Source organism: Arthrobacter sp. D1-29 (assembly GCF_054130585.1).
On sequence record NZ_CP096383.1, the window covers coordinates 3,192,036 to 3,212,362 of the forward strand.

Annotated in this window: 21 protein-coding genes; 6 read left to right on the plus strand and 15 right to left on the minus strand. The window is 64.5% G+C overall.

What is annotated here, in order from left to right:
- Positions 1 to 108 precede the first annotated feature (108 nt).
- Genes M1E17_RS14425 through M1E17_RS14435 form a run of 3 tightly spaced genes read right to left on the minus strand, consistent with a single transcriptional unit; the run spans position 109 to position 1,955 of the window.
- Positions 109 to 1,029 (minus strand): NAD-dependent protein deacetylase, encoded by a 921-nt coding sequence (locus M1E17_RS14425; RefSeq protein ID WP_457962686.1) that lies wholly within the window; start codon positions 1,027 to 1,029, stop codon positions 109 to 111.
- 6 nt (positions 1,030 to 1,035) lie between these two features.
- Complete coding sequence (locus tag M1E17_RS14430; protein WP_457962687.1) at positions 1,036 to 1,539, minus strand: peroxiredoxin; 504 nt, start codon at positions 1,537 to 1,539, stop codon at positions 1,036 to 1,038.
- The gene (locus M1E17_RS14435; RefSeq protein ID WP_457962688.1) at positions 1,536 to 1,955 is read right to left on the minus strand and encodes a DUF3052 domain-containing protein; all 420 of its coding nucleotides are present in this window, start codon (positions 1,953 to 1,955) and stop codon (positions 1,536 to 1,538) included. Before M1E17_RS14435 ends, M1E17_RS14430 begins: the two co-directional genes overlap by 4 nt.
- A gap of 398 nt (positions 1,956 to 2,353) precedes the next feature.
- Between M1E17_RS14435 and aceE the strand changes: the two genes are divergently transcribed.
- The 6 genes from aceE (at position 2,354) to M1E17_RS14465 (ending at position 10,345) form a co-directional block, all read left to right on the plus strand.
- Positions 2,354 to 5,122 (plus strand): pyruvate dehydrogenase (acetyl-transferring), homodimeric type, encoded by a 2,769-nt coding sequence (gene aceE / locus M1E17_RS14440; RefSeq protein ID WP_457962689.1) that lies wholly within the window; start codon positions 2,354 to 2,356, stop codon positions 5,120 to 5,122.
- A gap of 172 nt (positions 5,123 to 5,294) precedes the next feature.
- Entirely contained in the window at positions 5,295 to 6,539 is a 1,245-nt protein-coding gene (locus M1E17_RS14445) for a PucR family transcriptional regulator (protein WP_457962690.1), read from the plus strand.
- 88 nt (positions 6,540 to 6,627) lie between these two features.
- The gene (locus M1E17_RS14450; RefSeq protein WP_457962691.1) at positions 6,628 to 7,557 is read left to right on the plus strand and encodes an ACP S-malonyltransferase; all 930 of its coding nucleotides are present in this window, start codon (positions 6,628 to 6,630) and stop codon (positions 7,555 to 7,557) included.
- Positions 7,554 to 8,615: a beta-ketoacyl-ACP synthase III gene (locus M1E17_RS14455; RefSeq protein ID WP_457962692.1), complete on the plus strand. Its 1,062-nt coding sequence runs from the start codon at positions 7,554 to 7,556 to the stop codon at positions 8,613 to 8,615. Before M1E17_RS14450 ends, M1E17_RS14455 begins: the two co-directional genes overlap by 4 nt.
- An 85-nt stretch (positions 8,616 to 8,700) precedes the next feature.
- Positions 8,701 to 8,946: an acyl carrier protein gene (locus tag M1E17_RS14460; RefSeq protein WP_056335424.1), complete on the plus strand. Its 246-nt coding sequence runs from the start codon at positions 8,701 to 8,703 to the stop codon at positions 8,944 to 8,946.
- 163 nt (positions 8,947 to 9,109) lie between these two features.
- On the plus strand, positions 9,110 to 10,345 hold the full coding sequence (locus M1E17_RS14465; RefSeq protein WP_457962693.1) for a beta-ketoacyl-[acyl-carrier-protein] synthase family protein: 1,236 nt from the start codon (positions 9,110 to 9,112) through the stop codon (positions 10,343 to 10,345).
- Positions 10,346 to 10,513: 168 nt separating this feature from the next.
- On the opposite strand, the gene M1E17_RS14470 is transcribed toward M1E17_RS14465, so the two are convergent.
- The 12 genes from M1E17_RS14470 to rimM all read right to left on the minus strand — a co-directional run bounded on the left by M1E17_RS14470 (position 10,514) and on the right by rimM (position 20,232).
- Positions 10,514 to 11,017, minus strand: a complete 504-nt coding sequence (locus tag M1E17_RS14470; RefSeq protein WP_267275429.1) for a DUF3145 domain-containing protein — start codon at positions 11,015 to 11,017, stop codon at positions 10,514 to 10,516.
- Between the two features lie 318 nt (positions 11,018 to 11,335).
- Positions 11,336 to 12,262: a tyrosine recombinase XerC gene (locus tag M1E17_RS14475; protein ID WP_457962694.1), complete on the minus strand. Its 927-nt coding sequence runs from the start codon at positions 12,260 to 12,262 to the stop codon at positions 11,336 to 11,338.
- Between the two features lie 51 nt (positions 12,263 to 12,313).
- Positions 12,314 to 13,498: a DNA-processing protein DprA gene (gene dprA / locus M1E17_RS14480; protein WP_457962695.1), complete on the minus strand. Its 1,185-nt coding sequence runs from the start codon at positions 13,496 to 13,498 to the stop codon at positions 12,314 to 12,316.
- Between the two features lie 12 nt (positions 13,499 to 13,510).
- On the minus strand, positions 13,511 to 15,055 hold the full coding sequence (locus M1E17_RS14485; RefSeq protein WP_457962696.1) for a YifB family Mg chelatase-like AAA ATPase: 1,545 nt from the start codon (positions 15,053 to 15,055) through the stop codon (positions 13,511 to 13,513).
- On the minus strand, positions 15,056 to 15,412 hold the full coding sequence (locus M1E17_RS14490; RefSeq protein ID WP_457962697.1) for a YraN family protein: 357 nt from the start codon (positions 15,410 to 15,412) through the stop codon (positions 15,056 to 15,058).
- A 130-nt stretch (positions 15,413 to 15,542) separates the two neighbouring features.
- Complete coding sequence (locus M1E17_RS14495) at positions 15,543 to 15,869, minus strand: DUF2469 domain-containing protein (protein WP_267275434.1); 327 nt, start codon at positions 15,867 to 15,869, stop codon at positions 15,543 to 15,545.
- Between the two features lie 54 nt (positions 15,870 to 15,923).
- Complete coding sequence (locus M1E17_RS14500; RefSeq protein ID WP_457962698.1) at positions 15,924 to 16,670, minus strand: ribonuclease HII; 747 nt, start codon at positions 16,668 to 16,670, stop codon at positions 15,924 to 15,926.
- Positions 16,671 to 16,672: 2 nt separating this feature from the next.
- On the minus strand, positions 16,673 to 17,509 hold the full coding sequence (lepB, locus tag M1E17_RS14505) for a signal peptidase I (protein WP_457962699.1): 837 nt from the start codon (positions 17,507 to 17,509) through the stop codon (positions 16,673 to 16,675).
- On the minus strand, positions 17,510 to 18,187 hold the full coding sequence (gene lepB, locus M1E17_RS14510) for a signal peptidase I (protein ID WP_457962700.1): 678 nt from the start codon (positions 18,185 to 18,187) through the stop codon (positions 17,510 to 17,512).
- A gap of 80 nt (positions 18,188 to 18,267) precedes the next feature.
- Complete coding sequence (rplS, locus tag M1E17_RS14515) at positions 18,268 to 18,627, minus strand: 50S ribosomal protein L19 (RefSeq protein ID WP_267275438.1); 360 nt, start codon at positions 18,625 to 18,627, stop codon at positions 18,268 to 18,270.
- Between the two features lie 255 nt (positions 18,628 to 18,882).
- Positions 18,883 to 19,686 carry a tRNA (guanosine(37)-N1)-methyltransferase TrmD gene (gene trmD, locus M1E17_RS14520; RefSeq protein ID WP_457962701.1) on the minus strand — a complete coding sequence of 268 codons (804 nt, stop codon included), beginning with the start codon at positions 19,684 to 19,686 and terminating at the stop codon, positions 18,883 to 18,885.
- Positions 19,687 to 20,232 carry a ribosome maturation factor RimM gene (rimM, locus tag M1E17_RS14525; RefSeq protein WP_457962702.1) on the minus strand — a complete coding sequence of 182 codons (546 nt, stop codon included), beginning with the start codon at positions 20,230 to 20,232 and terminating at the stop codon, positions 19,687 to 19,689. It lies immediately after the preceding gene.
- Positions 20,233 to 20,327: the final 95 nt, after the last annotated feature.

Consider the following 20,327-nt stretch of genomic DNA (forward strand, 5'->3'; position numbering starts at 1 on the left):
TGCTTTACGCGCCTGCGCGCTTCAACCAACGAACATAGACTCTACCTGACCTTCGTGGCCAAAAGCCAATCGGTGGCCGGTTGGGCAGGGTTTACAGCGGGGCAGGGTTTACAGCGGGGGCAGCTCGGCCGCAAGCCACGTCAGTGATTCGCTGACCCCGGCAACAAGTTTGATCGTGGCCAACTCATCCCCACGGGTTGGCCCCCGGTTGATAATGACCACCGGCTTCCCGCTCTTGGACGCGTGCCGGACGAACCTCAGTCCACTCATCACGGAGAGGGAAGATCCTGCCACCAAGAGGGCGCCGGCCTCGTCCACCATGGAGTAGGACCGCTCCACCCGTTCCTTGGGGACGTTCTCGCCGAAATACACAAAATCCGGTTTTAGGGTTCCGCCGCAGGCCAGGCAGACAGCTACCACAAAGCTGCTGATCAGGGCCTGGTCGTCCATCGTGGCGTCTGCATCGGGAGCCATCTCGACGAGGCCGGATTCGGTGGCCTTTTCCAGGAAGCCCGGGTTGAGCTCCTCCAACACCGCGGCCAGGAGGCGCCGCGAATACTTGCGCCCGCAGTCCAGGCACACCACCTGGTCATAGCGCCCATGCAGGTCCACGACGTTGAAGCTGCCGGCATCCTCGTGCAGCCTGTCCACATTCTGTGTAATCAAACCGGTGAGCAGTCCCCGCCGCTCCATTTCTGCAGCTGCATGGTGCCCCTGGTTGGGATCTGCATGCCGCAGGTGGGACCAGCCGATGTGGTTCCGCGCCCAATAACGCTGCCGATTGGCGGCGTCGCGGATGAACTCCTGGTAAGTCATGGGTGACCGCACCGGCGCGCCGGGGCCGCGGTAGTCCGGGATCCCCGAATCTGTACTCAGGCCCGCACCGGTCAGGAGCGCCAGCCGCCTTCCCGCCAGAAGTTCGCGGATACTGCCAAGGACCCGGACGTCTTCTGATGAGAGAGCCGTGGGCTGCAGGACCGGCATACTGGCGAAGCCTGTCAGGCCGATCCCGCGCCGCTGCTGATCCATGGGAAATCAGGCCTGGGCCAGGCCCGCCAAAGCTTCCCGGTACTCAGCCAGCTCACGGGCCTGGCCGCGTGGATTAACCACGACGTACCGGATGATTCCGGCAGGGTCGATGATGAAAGTCCCCCGCCGCGCCATTCCGCTCTGCTGGTCGAAGACGCCATAGGCATCGGCCACGGCCCCGTGCGGCCAAAAGTCTGCCAGCAGGTCGAAGCCGTATCCTTCCTTCTCCGCATAAGCCCTCAGACTGAACTTACTGTCCACCGAGATGGCGAGGACTATGGCATTGCTGTCCTCGAACGAGGCAAGGTTGTCCCGGATTTCACACAGTTCACCCGTGCAAATGCCGGAGAACGCGAAGGGGTAGAAAACCAGCACCACGTTTTTCCCACGGAACGATGACAGCCTGACAGGCTCACCGAACTGGTTGGGAAGCTCAAAGTCAGGCGCGGCCGCACCGATCGCAGGGACGGCCTCGGGGCCGGCATCCGTCCCGGCAAGGGATGCTGTCACTTGTTCTTCCGGAGCACCAACCGCGTTGCGCTCCAATCCTTGGAGACACCCGCCGACGTGGTGACGTGAAGACCGGCCGTAGGGGCTGCGTCCTGGATGTCCGCCGGCGACACGTAGCCTGGCCGTCCGGACTTTGGCGTGAGGACCCAGATGACGCCGCCCTCTCGCAGGGTGGTCAGGGGTTCCACGAGCGTATCCACGAGGTCGCCGTCGTCGGCCCGCCACCACAGGATGGCGGCGTCTACGACGTCGTGGTCGTCCTCATCAAGGAGTTCGGATCCCGTGAGGTCCTCAATATCGTCACGTAAGTCGAAATCGACGTCATCGTCGTAACCGAACTCCTGAATCAGATCCCCATTTTTGAAACCCAATTTTTCCGCCACATTTACCGAAGTGGCGGCGTCGGCCTCGCTCACGTGTTCCTCCAATGCCTAATACCTGCAGTGCGCATAGTGATGTCCATTACTCCAAGCCAACACCCTTTGTGCCTGCGCTTCAAGCTGCCCGCCCCGCGATCCGCCATATTCTGCGTCACATCCGGAACTGGCAACCCGCATCGCAGCGGCTTTTCGTCACACAACCAGTATGACGGCGAAATACAACAGGGGCGCCAAGGACGCGGCTACGCATCGCCCGGCGGTCAGAGTTAGAGTGACTCATGACGACTATGCCTGCGGGGCGACCGCCCTGGAACTTCAGGCAGACATAGACGTGATAGGACCCTGCCCGGCGCACATGACCGGGCTGTTGTAACCGATACGTCGCACACGTCGCATTTACGCCGGACAGCCACCCTGCCCGGCCTGAGGCGCCGATGCATGCGCGCAAAGAGAGGTTGGACGTGGCTGCAGGAGAAGATACCTCCCATATCCTCAGTGGGTTGACTAACCAGCTGCCTGATCGTGATCCGGAAGAGACCGCCGAATGGGTTGAGTCCCTGGATTCACTGATCAGGGAACAGGGCACCGAGCGTGCCCAATACATCATGCGGAGCCTGTTGCAGCGCGCCGGCGCGCAGAGCGTCGGGGTGCCGATGGTGACCACCACGGACTACGTGAACACCATCCCGGTGGATCAGGAAGCCGAATTCCCGGGCAATGAGGAGTTCGAGCGCCGCTACCGGGCATACATGCGCTGGAACGCGGCCGTGATGGTGCACCGGTCCCAGCGCCCGAACATCGGAGTGGGCGGGCACATCTCCACCTACGCCGGCGCCGCCACACTGTATGAAGTGGGCTTCAACCACTTCTTCCGTGGCAAGGACCACCCCGGCGGCGGCGACCAGGTCTTCTTCCAGGGCCACGCCTCCCCCGGCATGTACGCCCGTGCCTTTATGGAAGGACGCCTGTCCGAGGAGGACCTGGACGGGTTCCGGCAGGAAAAGTCCCGGGAGGGCCATGCCCTGTCCTCCTACCCGCACCCGCGGCTGATGCCGCACTTCTGGGAATTCCCCACTGTGTCCATGGGCATCGGTCCCATGAACGCCATTTACCAGGCCCAGTCCAACCGGTACCTGCATAACCGGGGCCTGAAAGATACCTCGGACCAGCAAGTCTGGGCCTTCCTGGGCGACGGCGAGATGGACGAGCCCGAATCCCGCGGCCTGCTGCAGCTCGCCGCGAACGAAAACCTCGACAACCTCAACTTCGTGATCAACTGCAACCTCCAGCGCCTTGATGGCCCGGTCCGCGGCAACGGCAAGATCATGCAGGAACTGGAGGCGTTCTTCCGCGGCGCGGGCTGGAACGTCATCAAGGTGGTCTGGGGCCGGGAGTGGGATGACCTGCTCACCAAGGACACCGACGGCTCGCTCGTGAAGATCATGAACGAAACGCCCGACGGCGACTACCAGACGTTTAAGGCCGAATCGGGCGGGTTCGTCCGCGAGCACTTCTTCGGCCGGACTCCGCGGACCAAGGACATGGTCGCAGACCTGACGGACGACCAGATCTGGAACCTCAAGCGGGGTGGCCACGATTACCGCAAGGTCTACGCGGCGTACAAGGCAGCCACCGAGTTCAAGGGCAAGCCAACCGTGATCCTGGCCAAAACGGTCAAGGGCTACGGGCTCGGTCCCCACTTCGAGGGCCGCAACGCCACGCACCAGATGAAGAAACTTACGCTGGATGACCTGAAGAAGTTCCGCGACCACCTGCGGATCCCTGTCACCGACGAGCAGCTGGAGAAGGATCCGTACCAGCCGCCGTACTACCACCCGGGTACTGATGCGCCGGAGATCCAGTACATGATGGAACGCCGCGCAGCCCTCGGCGGGGCCGTGCCGGAACGCCGTTCCAAGCACGCCGAGATCGCGTTGCCGGACGCGAGCACGTACGAGGTGGCCAAGCGCGGTTCCGGCAAGCAGCAGGCCGCCACCACCATGGCATTCGTCCGGCTGCTCAAGGACCTGATGCGGGACAAGAACTTCGGCAAGCACATCGCGCCGATCATTCCCGATGAAGCCCGGACCTTCGGCATGGACGCGTTCTTCCCCACGGCCAAGATCTACAACCCCAAGGGCCAGAACTACCTGTCCGTGGACCGGGACCTTGTCCTGGCGTACAAGGAATCCGCGCAGGGACAGCTCATCCACCCGGGCATCAACGAAGCCGGGGCTGTGGCAGCATTCACCGCCGCAGGCACAGCGTACGCAACCCATGGCGTACCGCTGGTTCCGGTGTACGTGTTCTATTCCATGTTCGGCTTCCAGCGCACCGGTGATGCCTTCTGGGCAGCCGCGGACCAGATGACCCGTGGCTTCATCATCGGCGCCACCGCAGGACGGACCACCCTCACCGGTGAAGGACTGCAGCACGCCGACGGGCACTCCCCGCTGCTTGCGTCAACGAACCCGGCCGTGGTCACCTACGACCCCGCGTACGGGTACGAAATGGGCCACATCATCCGCGACGGCATCGAACGGATGTACGGACCGGACTCGACGGACCGGAACCTGATGTATTACATCACCGTCTACAACGAGCCCATCAGCCAGCCCGCCGAACCTGACGAGCTGGACGTTGAAGGTGTCCTGAAGGGCATCTACCTGCTGGCACCGGCAAAGATCGACGGCCCGCGGACCCAGATCCTGGCTTCCGGCGTCTCCGTCCCTTGGGCTATCGAGGCCCAGCGGCTCCTCGCCGACGACTGGGGCGTCTCAGCCGACGTCTGGTCCGTCACGTCCTGGAACGAACTGCGCCGCGACGCCATGGCTGCAGAGGAAGAGGCCTTCCTCAACCCCGGACAGCCCGGACGCGTTCCGTTCGTCACCCAGCAGCTGGCCGGCGCCACCGGACCCATCGTGGCGGTTTCGGACTACATGAAGGCCATTCCGGACCAGATCCGCCAGTTCCTGCCGAACGAGTTCGCTTCGCTCGGTGCCGACGGGTTCGGGTTCTCCGATACCCGCGCCGCAGCGCGACGCTTCTTCAAGAACGACATCCACTCCATCGTGGTCCGTTCCCTCGAGATGCTCGCACGCCGTGGCGAGGTGGACGCCCAGGCTCCGATCAAGGCCATCGAAAAGTACCGGCTGCACAATGTGAATGCCGGTTCCACCGGCAACGCCGGCGGCGAGTCGTAACGACGGTCCCGGCCACGACTCCCTGATCCAAAGCAACGACGGCGGCCCTTCCGAAAGGCGGGGCCGCCGTCGTCGTTTCTTCCGCCCGTCCATCAAGTGACGCCCCCGTAAAGTCCTGTTGTAGCCTTTGCACAAAATGGAGCTTGTACAGCAGGCACCGTATGCTCGAAGAATGCCAGAGCCAACCACCCCGTCTGCGAAGCGCAAGCCGTCCTCGCGCAGCATGACACCGGAGAAATCCGAAACCCTGAAAAAGCTGCGGGCGAGTGTGGGCCAACTGTCCACCACCACCCTGCGCCAGCTGGAAAAATCACTGCCGTGGTACAGCCGGCTGAGCTCCGACGAACGCTCTGCGCTGGGCATGGTGGCTCAGAACGGCATCGCTGCCTTCGTCACCTGGTATGAGCGCCCCAGCTCGCCGTCGTGGATCCTGACAGATGTCTTCGGCACTGCTCCCACAGAGCTGACCCGGTCCATTAGCCTGCAGAAAGCCCTCCAGCTGATCCGCATTGTCGTCGAGGTGGTTGAGGACCAGGTTCCTGTCATCGCCCCTGAGGCCGACCAGCCTTCGCTCCGGGAGGCTGTACTGCGCTACTCCCGGGAAGTGGCCTTCGCCGCAGCCGATGTCTACGCGAGGGCTGCAGAATCCCGTGGGTCATGGGACACGAGGCTTGAAGCACTGATCGTCGACGCCATCCTCCGCGGGGAGAACACCGACGCGCTGCGCTCCAGGATCGCCGCCCTTGGCTGGAAAGCCCAGGAACGGTTCACCGTTATGGTGGGAAATTCGCCGTCGGAGCCCAGCGCGAGCTACGTCAGCGAGCTGCGGCGCACCGCCGGGCGTTATGCCGAGGACGCCTTGGTGGGGATTCAGGGTGACCGCTTGATCCTGATCCTCGGCGGCGTGCAGGACCGTGAAACTGCCTACCTGAAGCTCAGCGAGATGTTCGCCCCCGGTCCCGTCGTCTACGGCCCGGAGGCAGGCTCGCTACTGGAAGCCAGTGGGTCAGCCCAGTCCGCTTTTGCCGGGCTGACAGCTGCCCGGGCCTGGCCGTCGGCTCCCCGGCCGGTGGCAGCGGACGACCTTCTGCCCGAACGCGTTATCTCCGGCGACGAAGCTGCCCGCCGTTCCCTGGTTAAGAACATTTACCGCCCGCTTGTGGCGGCCTCGAACGGGCTCGTTGAAACGCTCGGCACCTACCTTGAGCTGGGGCATTCCCTCGAGGCAACTGCGCGCGAACTCTTCGTCCATGCCAACACCGTCAGGTACCGCCTGAAGCGCGTCTGTGACGTCACCGGCTGGGATCCGCTCCTTCCCCGCGAGGCGTTTGTGCTGCAGGCAGCGCTGGTTGTGGGCCGGCTTTCGGCACCCCCGAAAGCTCCCGTGGAGCGTCATCCGGCGCGGAATCAGAGCTGACTCGTTGTAGACTTCCTACAACCTGACCCCCTGAGCTTGGTGCAGAGAAACACCGCTGGATCACACAGTCATTTGGAAAGCTGGATACGTGCTTGCAATAGTCTGCCCTGGACAGGGCTCACAGACCCCCGGATTTCTGGCCCCTTGGCTGGAACTTCCTTCGGTAGCAGGCCAGTTGGCCTCCCTCAGCGAGATCGCAGGCATCGACCTGACGGCTCATGGGACCACCTCTGACGAGGAAACCATCAAGGACACCGCGGTGGCGCAGCCCCTGATTGTCGCGGCAGGCCTGGTTGCTGCCAGCTCGCTGTTCGACGTCGAGCTCAGCTCGCTGCCCGTAATCCTGGCCGGCCACTCTGTCGGTGAGATCACGGCTTCCGCACTTGCGGGGGTACTTACCGAGCAGGAAGCCATGACCTTTGTTCGTGAGCGTGCCAACAGCATGGCCGCCGCCGCTGCTGTGACGCCCACCGGCATGAGTGCTGTGGTGGGCGGGGACCCGGCGGAGGTCCTCGCGGCAATCGAGGCCTCCGGGGCCACCCCGGCCAATGTCAACGGTGCTGGGCAGACCGTCGCCGCGGGAACCTTTGAGCAGCTTCAGTCCCTGGCTGACAACCCGCCGGCGAAAGCCCGCGTCATTCCGCTCAAGGTGGCCGGAGCCTTCCACACCAGCCACATGTCCCCCGCCGTCAGCGCGCTGGAAGCCCTCAAGCCGGAGCTCAAGCCGCAGAAACCGCAGGTTCCCCTGCTCTCCAACTTTGACGGCCGCGAAGTCACCGACGGCGACGCCGCCGTGGACAGCCTGATCGCCCAGGTATCCCGCCCCGTCCGCTGGGACCTGTGCATGGAATCATTGGTGGAGCGCGGCGTCACGGGTGTCATTGAACTGGCCCCCGCCGGAACCCTGGCCGGCCTTGCCAAGCGAGGGATGCCTGGCGTCAAAACAGTCGCCGTCAAAACCCCGGACGACCTCTCTGCCGCCCTGGCACTCTTCGCAGAATTGGAGGGAAAGGCATGAGCGTTCCCACACTGAAACAGGCCCCGGTCAACGAGAACACCCGGGTCCTTGGAATTGGTGCCTACCGCCCGGACATCATCGTCACCAACGACGACGTATGCCAGTGGATCGATTCCTCCGATGAGTGGATCCGCCAGCGCACCGGCATTGTCACGCGGCACCGTGCGGCAGCCGACGTCAGCGTCATCGACATGGCAGAAGGCGCCGCGCGTGAGGCCCTGCAGCACGCCGGCATAGAGGCGTCCCAGCTGGGCGCGGTGATCGTGTCCACTGTTACGCACCCGTACGCCACGCCGTCGGCCGCCGCGAGCCTGGCCGACCGCCTGGGTGCCACCCCGGCGCCCGCCTTCGATATCTCGGCGGCATGCGCAGGGTACTGCTACGGAATCGCACAGGGCGATGCGCTGGTCCGTTCCGGGGCGGCCAACTACGTCCTGGTGGTGGGAGCCGAAAAGCTCTCCGACGTGATCGACAACCATGAGCGGACCATTTCGTTCCTGCTCGGCGACGGAGCCGGCGCAGTAGTGATCGGCCCCTCTGACACTCCCGGCATCGGTCCCTCCGTTTGGGGCTCTGACGGCAGCAAGTGGGATGCGATCGGCATGACACGCTCCATGCTGGACGTCCGCGACCTCAGCGCCTCCGCCCGCCAGGCGGACGAATCCGACGACCTCGCGATCATTTCCGCCGCGCAGGACCTCTGGCCCACGCTCCGCCAGGACGGGCAGACCGTCTTCCGCTGGGCAGTATGGGAAATGGCGAAAGTGGCCCAGCAGGCCCTGGACGCCGCCGGAATCAGGTCTGAGGACCTGGTGGCCTTCATCCCCCACCAGGCCAACATGCGCATCATCGACGAAATGGTGAAAAAGCTTCAGTTGCCCGAAACGGTCACCGTTGCCCGCGACATTGCTGACGCCGGAAACACCTCGGCCGCCTCCATCCCCCTGGCCACCCACCGCCTGCTCCAGGAGAACCCCGAGCTCAGCGGCGGACTTGCGCTCCAAATCGGCTTCGGCGCCGGTCTGGTCTTCGGCGCCCAGGTCATCGTCCTCCCCTAGGAAAGAACGCCCCACACAGGCCGCACCCGCGGTTTGCACCGTTTCCGGCAGCCCCTGCCGGCAATAACAAGAAAAGGAGCCATCAATGGCTAGCAACGAAGAGATCCTGGCCGGCTTGGCTGAAATCGTCAACGAAGAGACCGGCCTGGCCCCTGAGGCTGTGGAGCTGGACAAGTCCTTCACCGAGGACCTGGACATCGACTCCATCTCGATGATGACCATTGTGGTCAACGCTGAAGAGAAGTTCGGCGTGCGCATTCCGGACGAAGAGGTCAAGAACCTCAAGACCGTCGGTGACGCCGTGAGCTTCATCTCCGGCGCACAGGCCTAGCCACGGCTTCAGCCGATTTTCGGCTGGCTGGATTGCCGGTCCGGAGTTTCACGCGGACCGGCAATCCACCGTATTCATTCCGGCACTCAGCTGCCGCATACCTTTACGCGGGACCCCGCCGGAGAAACCGGACACGGCCTGCCCACCGACAGAGAGTGATCCCATGACACGCAAAGTAGTCATTACCGGTCTGGGTGCCACCACGCCCATCGGCGGCGACGTACCCACAATGTGGAAGAACGCGCTGAAAGGGGTCTCAGGTGCCCGCACCCTGGAGGACGACTGGGTTTCCAAGTATGAACTTCCTGTCCACTTTGCCGCGCGCTGCAGCACTCCTGCCCTGGAGGTCCTGAGCCGCGTCGAAGCGAAACGGATGGATCCTTCCACGCAGTTCGGCGTGATCGCCTCCCGCGAGGCGTGGGCGGACTCGGGCATCACCGAAGTGGACCACGACCGCCTGGCGGTGGCCTTCGCCACCGGCATCGGCGGCGTCTGGACGCTCCTGGATGCCTGGGACACCCTGAAGGAAAAGGGACCCCGCCGCGTCCTGCCCATGACCGTGCCCATGCTGATGCCTAATGGCGTCGCCGCGGCCGTCAGCCTGGACCTGGGCGCCCGCGCCGGAGCCCACACCCCTGTATCGGCCTGCGCCTCCGGCACCGAAGCCCTGCACCTTGGCCTGGACCTGATCCGTTCCGGCAAGGCCGATGTAGTCATGTGTGGAGGCGCCGAGGCAGCAATCCACCCCATGCCACTGGCAGCATTCTCATCCATGCAGGCACTCTCCCGCCGCAACGACGAGCCCGAGCGCGCCTCCCGTCCCTACGATCTTGGCCGCGACGGCTTTGTCATGGGCGAAGGCGCCGGTGCCCTGGTCCTCGAAGCCGAGGAGCATGCCCTCGCCCGCGGTGCGCGCATCTACGGCGAGCTGGCCGGCACGTCCGTCACGGCGGACGCTTACCACATCACCGCCCCGGACCCCGAGGGCCTGGGTGCCACCCGCGCCCTTAAGGCAGCTATGTTCGACGGCCGGATCCAGGCCGAAGACGTGGTCCACGTTAATGCCCACGCCACGTCCACTCCCGTGGGTGACAAGCCGGAGTACACCGCCCTGCGCGCTGCCCTCGGCAACCACATCGACCGCGTGGCGGTCTCCGCCACCAAATCGCAGATGGGGCACCTCCTGGGCGCATCCGGCGCCGTGGAGGCCGTGCTCACGGTGCTGGCTGTTTACGAACGCAAGGCGCCGGTAACCATCAACCTGGAAAACCAGGACCCGGAGATCCCTCTCGACGTCGTCACCTCTGCCCGTGACCTGCCCGCGGGCAGCATTGTGGCACTGAGCAACTCCTTCGGCTTCGGCGGGCACAACGCCGTGATCGCGGTACGCAGCGTTTAGCACCGACACCAAAAGAATCGACACCAAAAGAGGGGCCTCGTCCGCTGCGCAGTGCGCAGCTGACGGGGCCCCTCTTTTTGCTATGGAGTATTTTCGCTGTCGGGTAACAGGGCAGATCCGCGCGGGCAGAGGAACGTGACTTACGACGGCGATGATTTCAGACGGCGGTCAGCCCACCTGGTGCAGCCAGCGGACAGGAGCACCCTCGGCTGCGTGGCGGAAGGGTTCGAGCTCTTCGTCCCACGCCTCACCGAGCGCGAGGGAGAGCTCATGGTAAACGGCTGACGGGTCGCCTGCGCCGGACTCGTAGGCGTAACGGATCCTGTCCTCGGAGACCATGATGTTGCCGTGCACGTCAGTCACAGCGTGGAAGATACCCAACTCGGGAGTATGGGACCAGCGGCCGCCGTCCACCCCCTGGCTTGGTTCCTCGGTGACCTCATAGCGGAGGTGGGCCCAACCGCGGAGGGCCGAGGCAAGCTGCGCTCCCGTTCCGGGCGTTCCCGTCCAGGAGAGCTCGGCGCGGAACATTCCGGGCGCAGCGGGCTGAGGGGTCCACTCAAGGTCCGTCCGCTTATCCACGACGGATCCGATGGCCCACTCGACATGCGGGCACAGTGCAGTAGGGGCCGAGTGAACGAACAGCACACCGCGGGTCATTGCAACAGACATTCCATCCTCCATAGCTGTAGGTACGTCTTCCCCAACGACCTCTGCCTGGATGAAACTCCTGTGCCGTAGCCCTCACGGCGGCGGTATTCCCTGCCTGACTATTAAGTTTTCCGCCTGAGTGTTAAGCAGTGTCCGCCACTGACGGTGATGCCTGAAGCAAGCGAGCTTCAAGCGACACTTGAAAGTTGCCGGACGTGACTCTTATTGTGCCGTACGCCGCCTAATTACGCCAGTGCAATTCGCCACACTGGCTTGTGGCCGGATTTTTTTCAACCAAAAATGCCGCGAATTTATGCTCCTGCGTGGTAGGTCCCCCATTTACGCCCTTGGGTGTGCCTGCTGGTAACTCTTCCTCAGCCTGTCCACGGAGACGTGGGTGTAGATCTGCGTGGTGGCGAGGCTGCTGTGCCCCAGGATCTCCTGGACGGCGCGGAGATCCGCACCCCCGTCCAGCAGGTGCGTGGCGGCCGTGTGCCGCAGGGCGTGAGGCCCGGTGGCCGAGGTGTCCCCCAGCGCTTCAAAGAGCTCCTTCACGACTGCCCTGACCTGGCGCTGGTCCACCCTGTTGCCGCGTGATCCGAGGAAGAGCGCCGGCCCGCTGTGCGGCTTGGCCAGCACGGGCCTGCCCCTGCGGAGCCAGTCGTCGACGGCCACTGCGGCAGGGACGCCGTACGGGACTGTCCGTTCCTTGTTGCCTTTGCCGATCACCCGCAGCGTGCGGCGGTCCGGGTTGAGATCATCCACGTCCATGCCGGCGAGCTCCCCCACCCGAAGCCCGGTGGCATACAGGAGCTCCACCATGGCCCGGTTGCGGACAGCCAGGGGCGAACCGCCGGACGCGGCTTCCTCCAGGTTGCCCAGCAGCCTCCCCAGCTGTTGGGACTGCAGCACCCCGGGCAGGGACTTTCCGGTTTTCGGAGCCCTGAGGCGCAGCGCCGGATCTGTTTCCATCAGCTCTTCCCGCATGGCCCAGGTAGTGAAGGACCTGGCCGTGGCCGATCTCCGGGCCAGGGTGGACCGGGACATCCCGGCCTGGCTCTGGACTCCCAGCCACCGCCTGAGTGTTCCCAGTTCGAGGCCGGGGAGGTCGGTCACGCCTTCGGACGCGGCATACTGGAGCAGGCTTCGGAGATCCGAGAGGTAAGCCCGAAGGGTGTGGGCGGACCTGGCGCGCTCTCCCGCCAGATACCTGGCAAAATCATCAATTGCCTGCTCGAGCGCGGGGGGCAGTTCCTGAGTCTCCACCTTCCTACTTTCCCAGTCTTTGGCGCCAAACCAGGGTACGGACACAGGAAATTAGCCTGATTCCTTGGCCCGTTTCCAGCCTCCCCTCTCCGACAATGCAAGCCCCAGCAGGCCGAGGCGGCCAAGCCCTGCCCGCACGGAGTCCTGGCTGAGTCCGGCCACCGCACTGAGTTTGTCCACCGAACTGGTGGATCTCAGGGGAAGGGCATCCAGGAGGATGAGGTCCTCCAAGGTCAGTCCATCGTGGACGGCCGCTTGGCCTGCCCTGGGCTCAATAAGTGATTCACCGCTGGGTGCAGCCAGTTCGGCGATCTCGGCGGCGTCCGTGACACAGACTGCGCCTCCATCCCGGAGCAGCCTGTGGCACCCCGCCGAGTTGGCACTGTGCACGGACCCAGGGACAGCACCCACCGCTCGGCCCAGGGTTTCGGCATGATGGGCGGTGTTGAGTGCACCTGAACGCCAGCGCGCCTCCACCACCACGGTGACGGCTGCCATGGCGGCGATAAGCCTGTTCCGCTGCAGGAAGCGGTAACGGGTTGGTGCCGACCCCGGCGGCACCTCGGCTATGACGGCGCCCTGGTTGCAGACCGCACGCAGGAGGTCCTCGTTGCCGGACGGATAGAAGCGGTCCACGCCGCCTGCCATAACAGCGATGGTGGGCAACGGCCCTGCACCGCCGGCCAGGGCTGCCCTGTGGGCGTGGGCATCAATACCGTAGGCACCGCCGGAGACCACCGTGAAGCCGCGCTGAGCCAGCGAATAGGCGAGGTCTCCTGTCACGGAGGCACCGTAGCTGGTACTGTCCCGGGAACCCACCAGAGCCACACATTGTGCTGCGGCGGGCAACGGCTGCTCCAGGCCCCGCCACCACAGGCACAGAGGCTCGTGGATGCCAAGATCGGCAAGCTGGGCAGGCCACAGTGGGTCCGAGGGGATGATCAGCCGGCCACCCAGGCGTGCCATGGTGGCAAGGTCCCGTTCGGGTGCCAGATCGGGGATGCGCGGCGCCCACCGTTTGAGCGCTGCAGCCATGCCTCCCCAGCCGGGGCCGCCACCGTTGTCCGCCAGCAGCCCCGTAATTTCCTGTTCCAAGGCCGGCCCTGCCTTCAGCTGGCCTGTCGCGATCTTCAGCGAATCGGTGGCTCCAGCAGCCCGCACCAGCGCGAGGCCGGCCGCGTCCTGGGGCTCCATAAGCCTCGACAGCGCTGCGCGGGCGATCCGTTCGTTGTCCATGAGTCTCTTTCTTCACGCGGCTGCCGAGGCAGCCTGCCGGAGGCCCAGTGCCTGGCCGATGTCGTTGGTGTCGGGTTTGTCGCGGTGTGCCAGGTCGGCCAAGGTCCACGCCAGCCGCAGCACCCTGTCGTAGCCCCGGGCCGTCAGGACTCCCCGCTCCAGTGAGTGGTCCAGAATCCGAGTGGACGCGGCCGGGAGGCGGAGTCCGCCGCGAAGGATCCGCCCGGGAACCTGGGAATTCGTTTCCAGTCCGAGGCCTTGCAGCCTGTCGGCCTGGCGGCGGCGGGCGTCATCCACCCGCTGCGCCACGGAAGCCGTATCCTCTTCACAGCCTGCCTGGCCGAAGTCGGCCAGCGAAACCCGCTCCACCTGCAACTGGATATCCACCCGGTCCAGGAGCGGGCCGGACATCCGGGCGAGGTAGCGCCGCCGCATCATGGGAGTGCAGATGCAGTCCAGTCCTTTCCCGGAGGCCTTCCCGCAGGGACACGGGTTGGCGGCGAGAACCAGTTGGAACCGCGCCGGATAGGCCGCCGTGCCGGCTGACCGGTGAATCACCAGTTCCCCGCTCTCCAGGGGCTGGCGGAGGGCATCCAGCACCCGGCGTTCATATTCCGGCGCCTCGTCCAGGAACAGCACGCCGCGGTGTGCCCGGGACGCCGCGCCCGGACGCGGCAGCCCTGAGCCGCCGCCGATGATGGCGGCTGCTGTGGCCGAGTGATGGGGGTTTTCAAAAGGCGGCCGCCGCAGGAGCTGGACGGCCGAGGACGGCAGGCCACAGAGCGAGTGGATGGCCGTGACCTCCATGGCCTCGTTGTCGGCCAAGTCCGGGAGCAGGCCGGGCAGCCTTTCCGCCAGCATGGTCTTGCCTGCGCCCGGAGGGCCGGTGAGCAGGAGGTGGTGGGCGCCGGCCGCAGCCACCTCCAGGGCACGCCGGGCATCGCCCTGGCCGGACACGTCTGCCATATCCGGCACTGCCTGCATGCTGCCCGGGGCATCCCCCTGGCTGGCCTCGTCCTGGGGCTCGAAGTCCAGCGCGAGCTCTTGAGGGTCCGCACCAAAGTCGAGGGCAAGCCGGGCCAGCGTGCGGTAGCCCCTGACCCTTGCACCCGGAACCAGTGAAGCCTCAGCCAGATTGGCCTGTGCCACCACAATCTCTGGATATCCGGCCTGCACTGCCGCCATCACGGCAGGAAGAATGCCCCGCACCGGCCGAAGCCGGCCATCCAGCCCCAATTCGGCCATAAAGACGGTCCGCCCGGTGGGCTTAATGTCATTCGCCGCCCGCAGGACAGCCATTGTCACCGCAAGGTCGAACCCGGAACCCCGCTTGGGGAGGGAGGCCGGAATCAGGTTGGCGGTGATTTTCCGCCGGCTCAGCGGAATCCCCGAGTTCTTCGCAGCGGAGCGGATGCGTTCCTTCGCTTCATTTAGCGCCGCATCCGGGAGGCCCAGGATCACAAATGCCGGCAGCGTCTGGCCGATGTCCGCCTCAACCTCGACGATGTAGCCGTTCAGCCCCACCAGCGCCACCGAGTAGGTCCGGCCCAACGCCATCTACCCCACCCCTTTGAGGTGTTCCACCAGCGGTTCGGCAACGCCGTCGTCCAGCACCGAGATGACATCCACTCGGCGCAGCGGCATGTGGAGCTCCCGGTCCCGGCACCATGCTGAACCGAGCCGGTGCAGGCGCGCGAGTTTTTCCGGGCCCACGGCTTCAAAGGGATGGCCGTAGTCCAGGGAGCGGCGGGTTTTAACCTCCGCTATGACCAGGGCATCGGCGTCCAAGGCCACGATGTCGATTTCGCCGTCCGGGCAGCGCCAGTTGCGCTCCACCACCAGCATGCCAACTGACTCAAGATATCCGGCAGCGAGCTCTTCGCCGCGCCGGCCCAACAGGTCTTTGGATTTCATGTCTACCTCCGCAACCAGCCTGCGGGGGCAGGTCAGTGGAGGACAGAGGGCCAGGTGCCTATGTGGAAACGTGGCTACAGTAAGGCTGTTTCAGGGCAATGTGGAGGAGCAGTGATGCTCACTGCGGGCATCAGTTGCCGAGGTCAACGTCCTTGGGCATCGCAAGTTCTTCATTACGCGGAAGCTCTTCGACGTTGACGTCCTTGAAGGTGAGGACGCGGACATTCTTCACGAACCTCGCCGAGCGGTAGACGTCCCAAACCCACGCGTCCTGCAGCGTCAGGTCGAAGTAGACCTCGCCGTCGGCACTGCGGGCCTGGAGGTCAACATGGTTGGCCAGGTAAAAGCGGCGTTCTGTCTCGACAACGTAGCTAAAGAGCCCGACGACATCGCGGTATTCACGATAGAGCTGCAGCTCCATGTCGGTTTCATAGTTTTCAAGATCCTCAGCGCTCATGCTTCCATCTTGCACCATTCACCATACCGCTGGCGCCACTGCAGTGGCCCGTCCTCAGAGTTCCCCACCCAGGAGGTTCCAGCTCACGCGGTGGTACGGCGTGGGTCCGGCGGCCCTCAGCACGTCCCGGTGGAAGGGAGTGGCGTATCCCTTGTTTTCGTTCCAGCCAAAATCCGGGTATTCAGCATGCAGCCCGCACATCTGCTGGTCACGTTCCACCTTGGCGATCACGCTGGCGGCCGCAACACTCAGGCACTGCATGTCAGCCTTGATGCGGGTGTGGACCGGAGCGTCGCACCGCAGGTCCGACCCGTCGACCGTCATCTCGTCGAACAGGGAGGGCTGCTCGGCGGGCGACAGCCAGTTATGGCTCCCGTCCAGGAGCACCAGATCCGGCGTGACCCCGGCGGCGAGGACCTCAAACCAGGCCCGGGTTCCTGCCAGGCGCAGGGCAGCGATAATGCCAAGCGCGTCGATTTCGGCTGCTGAGGCATGTCCCACCGCCGACGCGAGGCTCCATTTGCGGACCAGTGGTTCCAGGCGTTCCCGCTCCGCCGGGTTGAGCAGCTTGCTGTCACGGACCCCGGGCAGTGACTTCTGCGTTTCCAAGTCCACGACGGCAATACCGACGCTCACGGGTCCTGCCAGCGCACCGCGGCCCACTTCGTCAACACCGGCGAGGTAGCGGACTCCCTGCGCTTTGAAGGACCGCTCATGACGCAGCGTGGGGGCTTTGGAGTGGATGCCCGTCGCGGGCCGGAGAGTCGCCTTGGCGGACGTCGCAGGCAGAGCACTGGACATGGCTAGCCTGCCGGCGGCACGTTCCGGAACACGTCCGGGTAGTTATCAAGGGCAGTGATCCTGTTCAGCGGCCAGGCAATGACGGCGGCTTTGCCCTCGATGTCTGTGAGATCAATGAAGCCACCGTTGGAGTCCACATGGGCACGGGAATCGGCGGAGTGGTTTCGGTTGTCTCCCATAACCCAGACCTTCCCTTCCGGAACAACAACGTCGAAGTTGCGGATCTGTGGGGTCTCGGCGCTGTTGACGTAGCGTTCGTCAATTGCTGATCCGTTGATGGCCAGTTTACCGCCGGCGTCGCAGCAGATCACGTGGTCGCCCGGGAGTCCAATGACACGCTTGACGAGGTGCTGCTGGGAATTGTCCGGCAGGAGGCCAACAAAGATCAGGCCGTCCTGGACCCAGGTGAACGGGCCATCGGTCTTCTCCGGGACCGGCGGCAGCCAGCCCTTTGTATCCCGGAACACCACGACGTCACCGCGGGAAAGCGCAAAGGGTTCCGGGACAAGGAGGTTGACGAAGATGCGGTCATCGATGTCGAGGGTGCTGACCATCGACTCTGACGGTATCCAGAAGGCCCGGAACAGGAAGGTTTTGATCAGGAAGGACAGGACCACGGCGATGACCACCACCGTGGCAACTTCTTTGAGCCAGACGAACACCGGGCTGGGACGTGGGGCCTCCGGCTGCGGGGCGGCGGAAGAACGCCTTCCGGAAACCGGGGCCTCCGGGGCTTCCTCAGGCGCCGTCGCGTCAGCTGCACGGGCAGCGCCGGCCGCACTTGCCTGGCTGGCTCCGTCAGGGCCCGGCTCAGGTGTCCGTGGGTGGTTCTCGGGCATCTACTGTCCGTCCTCTGTTGTTGGTCCTGCCGCTGGCGGCCGTGGTACTGCTGCAAATCTATCAAGCGGCCAGATGATCTGGACGGGTCTGCCAAACACCCGGTCCAGCGGAACCATTCCGCCGCCCGGTGCGCCGAGCAGGCTGCGTGAATCCGCCGACGCCGAACGGTGGTCGCCGAGCAGCCACAGCCTTCCGTCGGGCACAATCACGTTGAAGGCCTGGGTACTGGGTTTGTCGCCGTCGAAAACGTAAGGCTCAACAATGGCCTGACCGTTCACGGTGACTTTTCCTGCCGCGTCACAGCAGGCCACAGCGTCCCCGGGAAGACCGATGACCCGCTTGACGAACGTGGTGTCAGAGCCGGCCAGCCCGAGCCATTGTCCGGCAGCTGCCAGAGAATCGGCCAGCGGACCTTTTCCGCTGTTGAGCGGAGCGAACGAACCCCGGCCGTCAAAGACCACAATGTCGCCGCGACGGATTGCCTCCCTGTCAAAGGCTGTTCTGGACACCAGGATCCGGTCCCCGCCCTCCAGGACAGGTTCCATGGACTCAGACGGGATGAAGAAGACATCCAGCCACAGGGAGCGGACCAGTCCGCTGATGGCCACCGCCAGGACCAGAGCCAGGAACGCAAAACGCCAGCCCATTCTTCTGGGCTGGCGTTTTGTCTGGTCCATGATCCGTATCCTGGTGCGCTGTTGCGAATGGCTCCGGCGCTGGCCTCGTACGGCTGGGGCCTGCCGTAGGTCGAAAAGACCTACTTGGCGGTGCTGAAGTCCCGCTTTTCCTTGATCTTGGCAGCCTTACCGCGCAGTGCACGCATGTAGTAGAGCTTGGCGCGGCGGACGTCACCCTTGGTGACTACTTCGATCTTGTCGATGATCGGGGAGTGAACCGGGAAGGTACGCTCCACACCGACGCCGAAGGAGACCTTGCGGACCGTGAAGGTCTCGCGGATGCCGTCACCCTGGCGGCCCAGGACGAAGCCCTGGAAAACCTGGACACGGGAGTTCTTGCCTTCGATGATGTTCACGTGGACCTTGAGGGTGTCGCCCGCGCGGAACTCAGGAACATCGGTGCGCAGCGAGGCTGAGTCTACGGAATCGAGAATATGCATAGTGCTACTCCTGGTGAACGCCACAGGTCATTCACTTTGGGTCACGGCGGCCAAGCCCGGGTGCACAGAATGCACCGGAAATTGCCGTCGAAAATTTTGTGGGTCCGGTCCCGTCAATGATTGACGGCACCGGGTTGCCTTAGCTGTTGGCCGCGCTCCCCCTGTGGCAGGTGCGGACCCAGTAGACACAAGGACTAATTTTGCCACATCCGGAGCCCAACAGCCAACCGCTTCACCACCGCGTCAGGCGGGTGGTTAACTGCCGGAGCCAGGGCGGGGACGGAGGCGTCCGTCCACGACGTCGTAACCCAGCTCAGCGAGAAATATCCGGTCTGCGCGGGGCAGCTTTCCGGCGTCGAACGTCTCCAGGAGGTCCGGGCGGCGTTCCGCCGTCCGACGGTATTGTTCGTGGCGGCGCCATTGGGCGATTTTGCCGTGATTGCCGCTCAGCAGGATGGCCGGAACGTCCCGTTCGCGCCAGCTGGCCGGCTTCGTGTACACGGGGTATTCGAGGAGACCATCAGAATGGGATTCCTCCACCAGGGAGTCGGGGTTGCCGACAACGCCCGGCAGCAGCCTGCCGATGGCTTCGACCATGGCCAGCACCGCGACCTCGCCGCCGTTCAGGACGTAGTCACCGAGGCTCATGGGCCGGACTGTAAAATGCTCCTCGGCCCACTCGATAACCCGCTCGTCAATCCCTTCGTAACGGCCGCAGGCGAAGATCAACTGGTCCTCCCCCGCGAGCTCGTGGGCCAGCGCCTGGGTAAAACGTTCCCCGGCCGGGGACGGCACGATAAGGACAGGCTTGCCCACTCCCTCTGCCGGCCGTGCTTCCGCCACCGATGCCAGCGCCTGGGCCCACGGTTCTGCCTTCATCACCATGCCGGCGCCGCCGCCGTAGGGCGTGTCATCCACCGACCGGTGCTTGTCCGTGGTGAAGTTCCGCAGGTCATGGACATGAAGGTCCAGCAGGCCGTCCTGCCGGGCCTTTCCGATAAGGGACAGTTCCAGGGGCGCCAGATACTCCGGAAAAATGCTGACGACGTCGATGCGCATCTAGCCGTTTTCCCCCGGCGCGCGGCCTTCGGTGTCCTCGGCGTTGACGTCGAAGAGCCCTTCCGGCGGAGTCACCAGGACGAATCCTTCGGTGACGTTGACCTCGGGGACAATCTGCTCAACAAACGGGATGAGGACCTCCTTGCCGTCGGGTGTTTCGACCACCAGAAGATCCTGCACGGGCATGGTGTGCAGGCCGGAGACCTTTCCCACCACGCGGGAGCCTACACGCGCTTCCAGTCCGACAAGTTCATGCTCGTACCAGCCTTCGTCGTCGTCCTCGTCCAATTCTTCGGTCTCGATGAAGAGCTTGGCGCCGCGGAGGGTTTCCGCCTGGTTCCGGGTTTCGATCCCGTCGAATGCCAGCAGCAGGATGTCCTTGTTCCAGCGCGCGCTCTCCACCGTGAGCGTGCCCACGGAGGCGGGCTCCACGACGAACTCGGTTCCCGGCACGAACCGGTCAGCCGGGGCGTCAGTCAAGACCTGGACCGTCACTTCCCCACGGATGCCGTGGGGTTTGCCGATTCGTGCCACCTGAAGCTGCATCTGTTCCTCTTTTTCCCGTTTACTGAATGTGCGGCGCTGGTGTCCGCGTTTTATCGTGTTCGTTAGATCGTCAGAGTCCTGCTTGCCTTGAAGGC

What these genes read in the sequence shown, in the direction of transcription:
- M1E17_RS14425 (WP_457962686.1), bottom strand. Translation starts at nt 1,029, where the DNA reads ATGGATCAGCAGCGGCGCGGGATCGGCCTGACAGGCTTCGCCAGTATG.
- aceE (WP_457962689.1), top strand. Translation starts at nt 2,354, where the DNA reads ATGCATGCGCGCAAAGAGAGGTTGGACGTGGCTGCAGGAGAAGATACC.
- M1E17_RS14445 (WP_457962690.1), top strand. Translation starts at nt 5,295, where the DNA reads ATGCCAGAGCCAACCACCCCGTCTGCGAAGCGCAAGCCGTCCTCGCGC.
- M1E17_RS14455 (WP_457962692.1), top strand. Translation starts at nt 7,554, where the DNA reads ATGAGCGTTCCCACACTGAAACAGGCCCCGGTCAACGAGAACACCCGG.
- M1E17_RS14460 (WP_056335424.1), top strand. Translation starts at nt 8,701, where the DNA reads ATGGCTAGCAACGAAGAGATCCTGGCCGGCTTGGCTGAAATCGTCAAC.
- M1E17_RS14465 (WP_457962693.1), top strand. Translation starts at nt 9,110, where the DNA reads ATGACACGCAAAGTAGTCATTACCGGTCTGGGTGCCACCACGCCCATC.
- M1E17_RS14470 (WP_267275429.1), bottom strand. Translation starts at nt 11,017, where the DNA reads ATGTCTGTTGCAATGACCCGCGGTGTGCTGTTCGTTCACTCGGCCCCT.
- dprA (WP_457962695.1), bottom strand. Translation starts at nt 13,498, where the DNA reads ATGGACAACGAACGGATCGCCCGCGCAGCGCTGTCGAGGCTTATGGAG.
- M1E17_RS14485 (WP_457962696.1), bottom strand. Translation starts at nt 15,055, where the DNA reads ATGGCGTTGGGCCGGACCTACTCGGTGGCGCTGGTGGGGCTGAACGGC.
- M1E17_RS14490 (WP_457962697.1), bottom strand. Translation starts at nt 15,412, where the DNA reads ATGAAATCCAAAGACCTGTTGGGCCGGCGCGGCGAAGAGCTCGCTGCC.
- M1E17_RS14495 (WP_267275434.1), bottom strand. Translation starts at nt 15,869, where the DNA reads ATGAGCGCTGAGGATCTTGAAAACTATGAAACCGACATGGAGCTGCAG.
- M1E17_RS14500 (WP_457962698.1), bottom strand. Translation starts at nt 16,670, where the DNA reads ATGTCCAGTGCTCTGCCTGCGACGTCCGCCAAGGCGACTCTCCGGCCC.
- lepB (WP_457962699.1), bottom strand. Translation starts at nt 17,509, where the DNA reads ATGCCCGAGAACCACCCACGGACACCTGAGCCGGGCCCTGACGGAGCC.
- lepB (WP_457962700.1), bottom strand. Translation starts at nt 18,187, where the DNA reads ATGGACCAGACAAAACGCCAGCCCAGAAGAATGGGCTGGCGTTTTGCG.
- rplS (WP_267275438.1), bottom strand. Translation starts at nt 18,627, where the DNA reads ATGCATATTCTCGATTCCGTAGACTCAGCCTCGCTGCGCACCGATGTT.
- trmD (WP_457962701.1), bottom strand. Translation starts at nt 19,686, where the DNA reads ATGCGCATCGACGTCGTCAGCATTTTTCCGGAGTATCTGGCGCCCCTG.
- rimM (WP_457962702.1), bottom strand. Translation starts at nt 20,232, where the DNA reads ATGCAGCTTCAGGTGGCACGAATCGGCAAACCCCACGGCATCCGTGGG.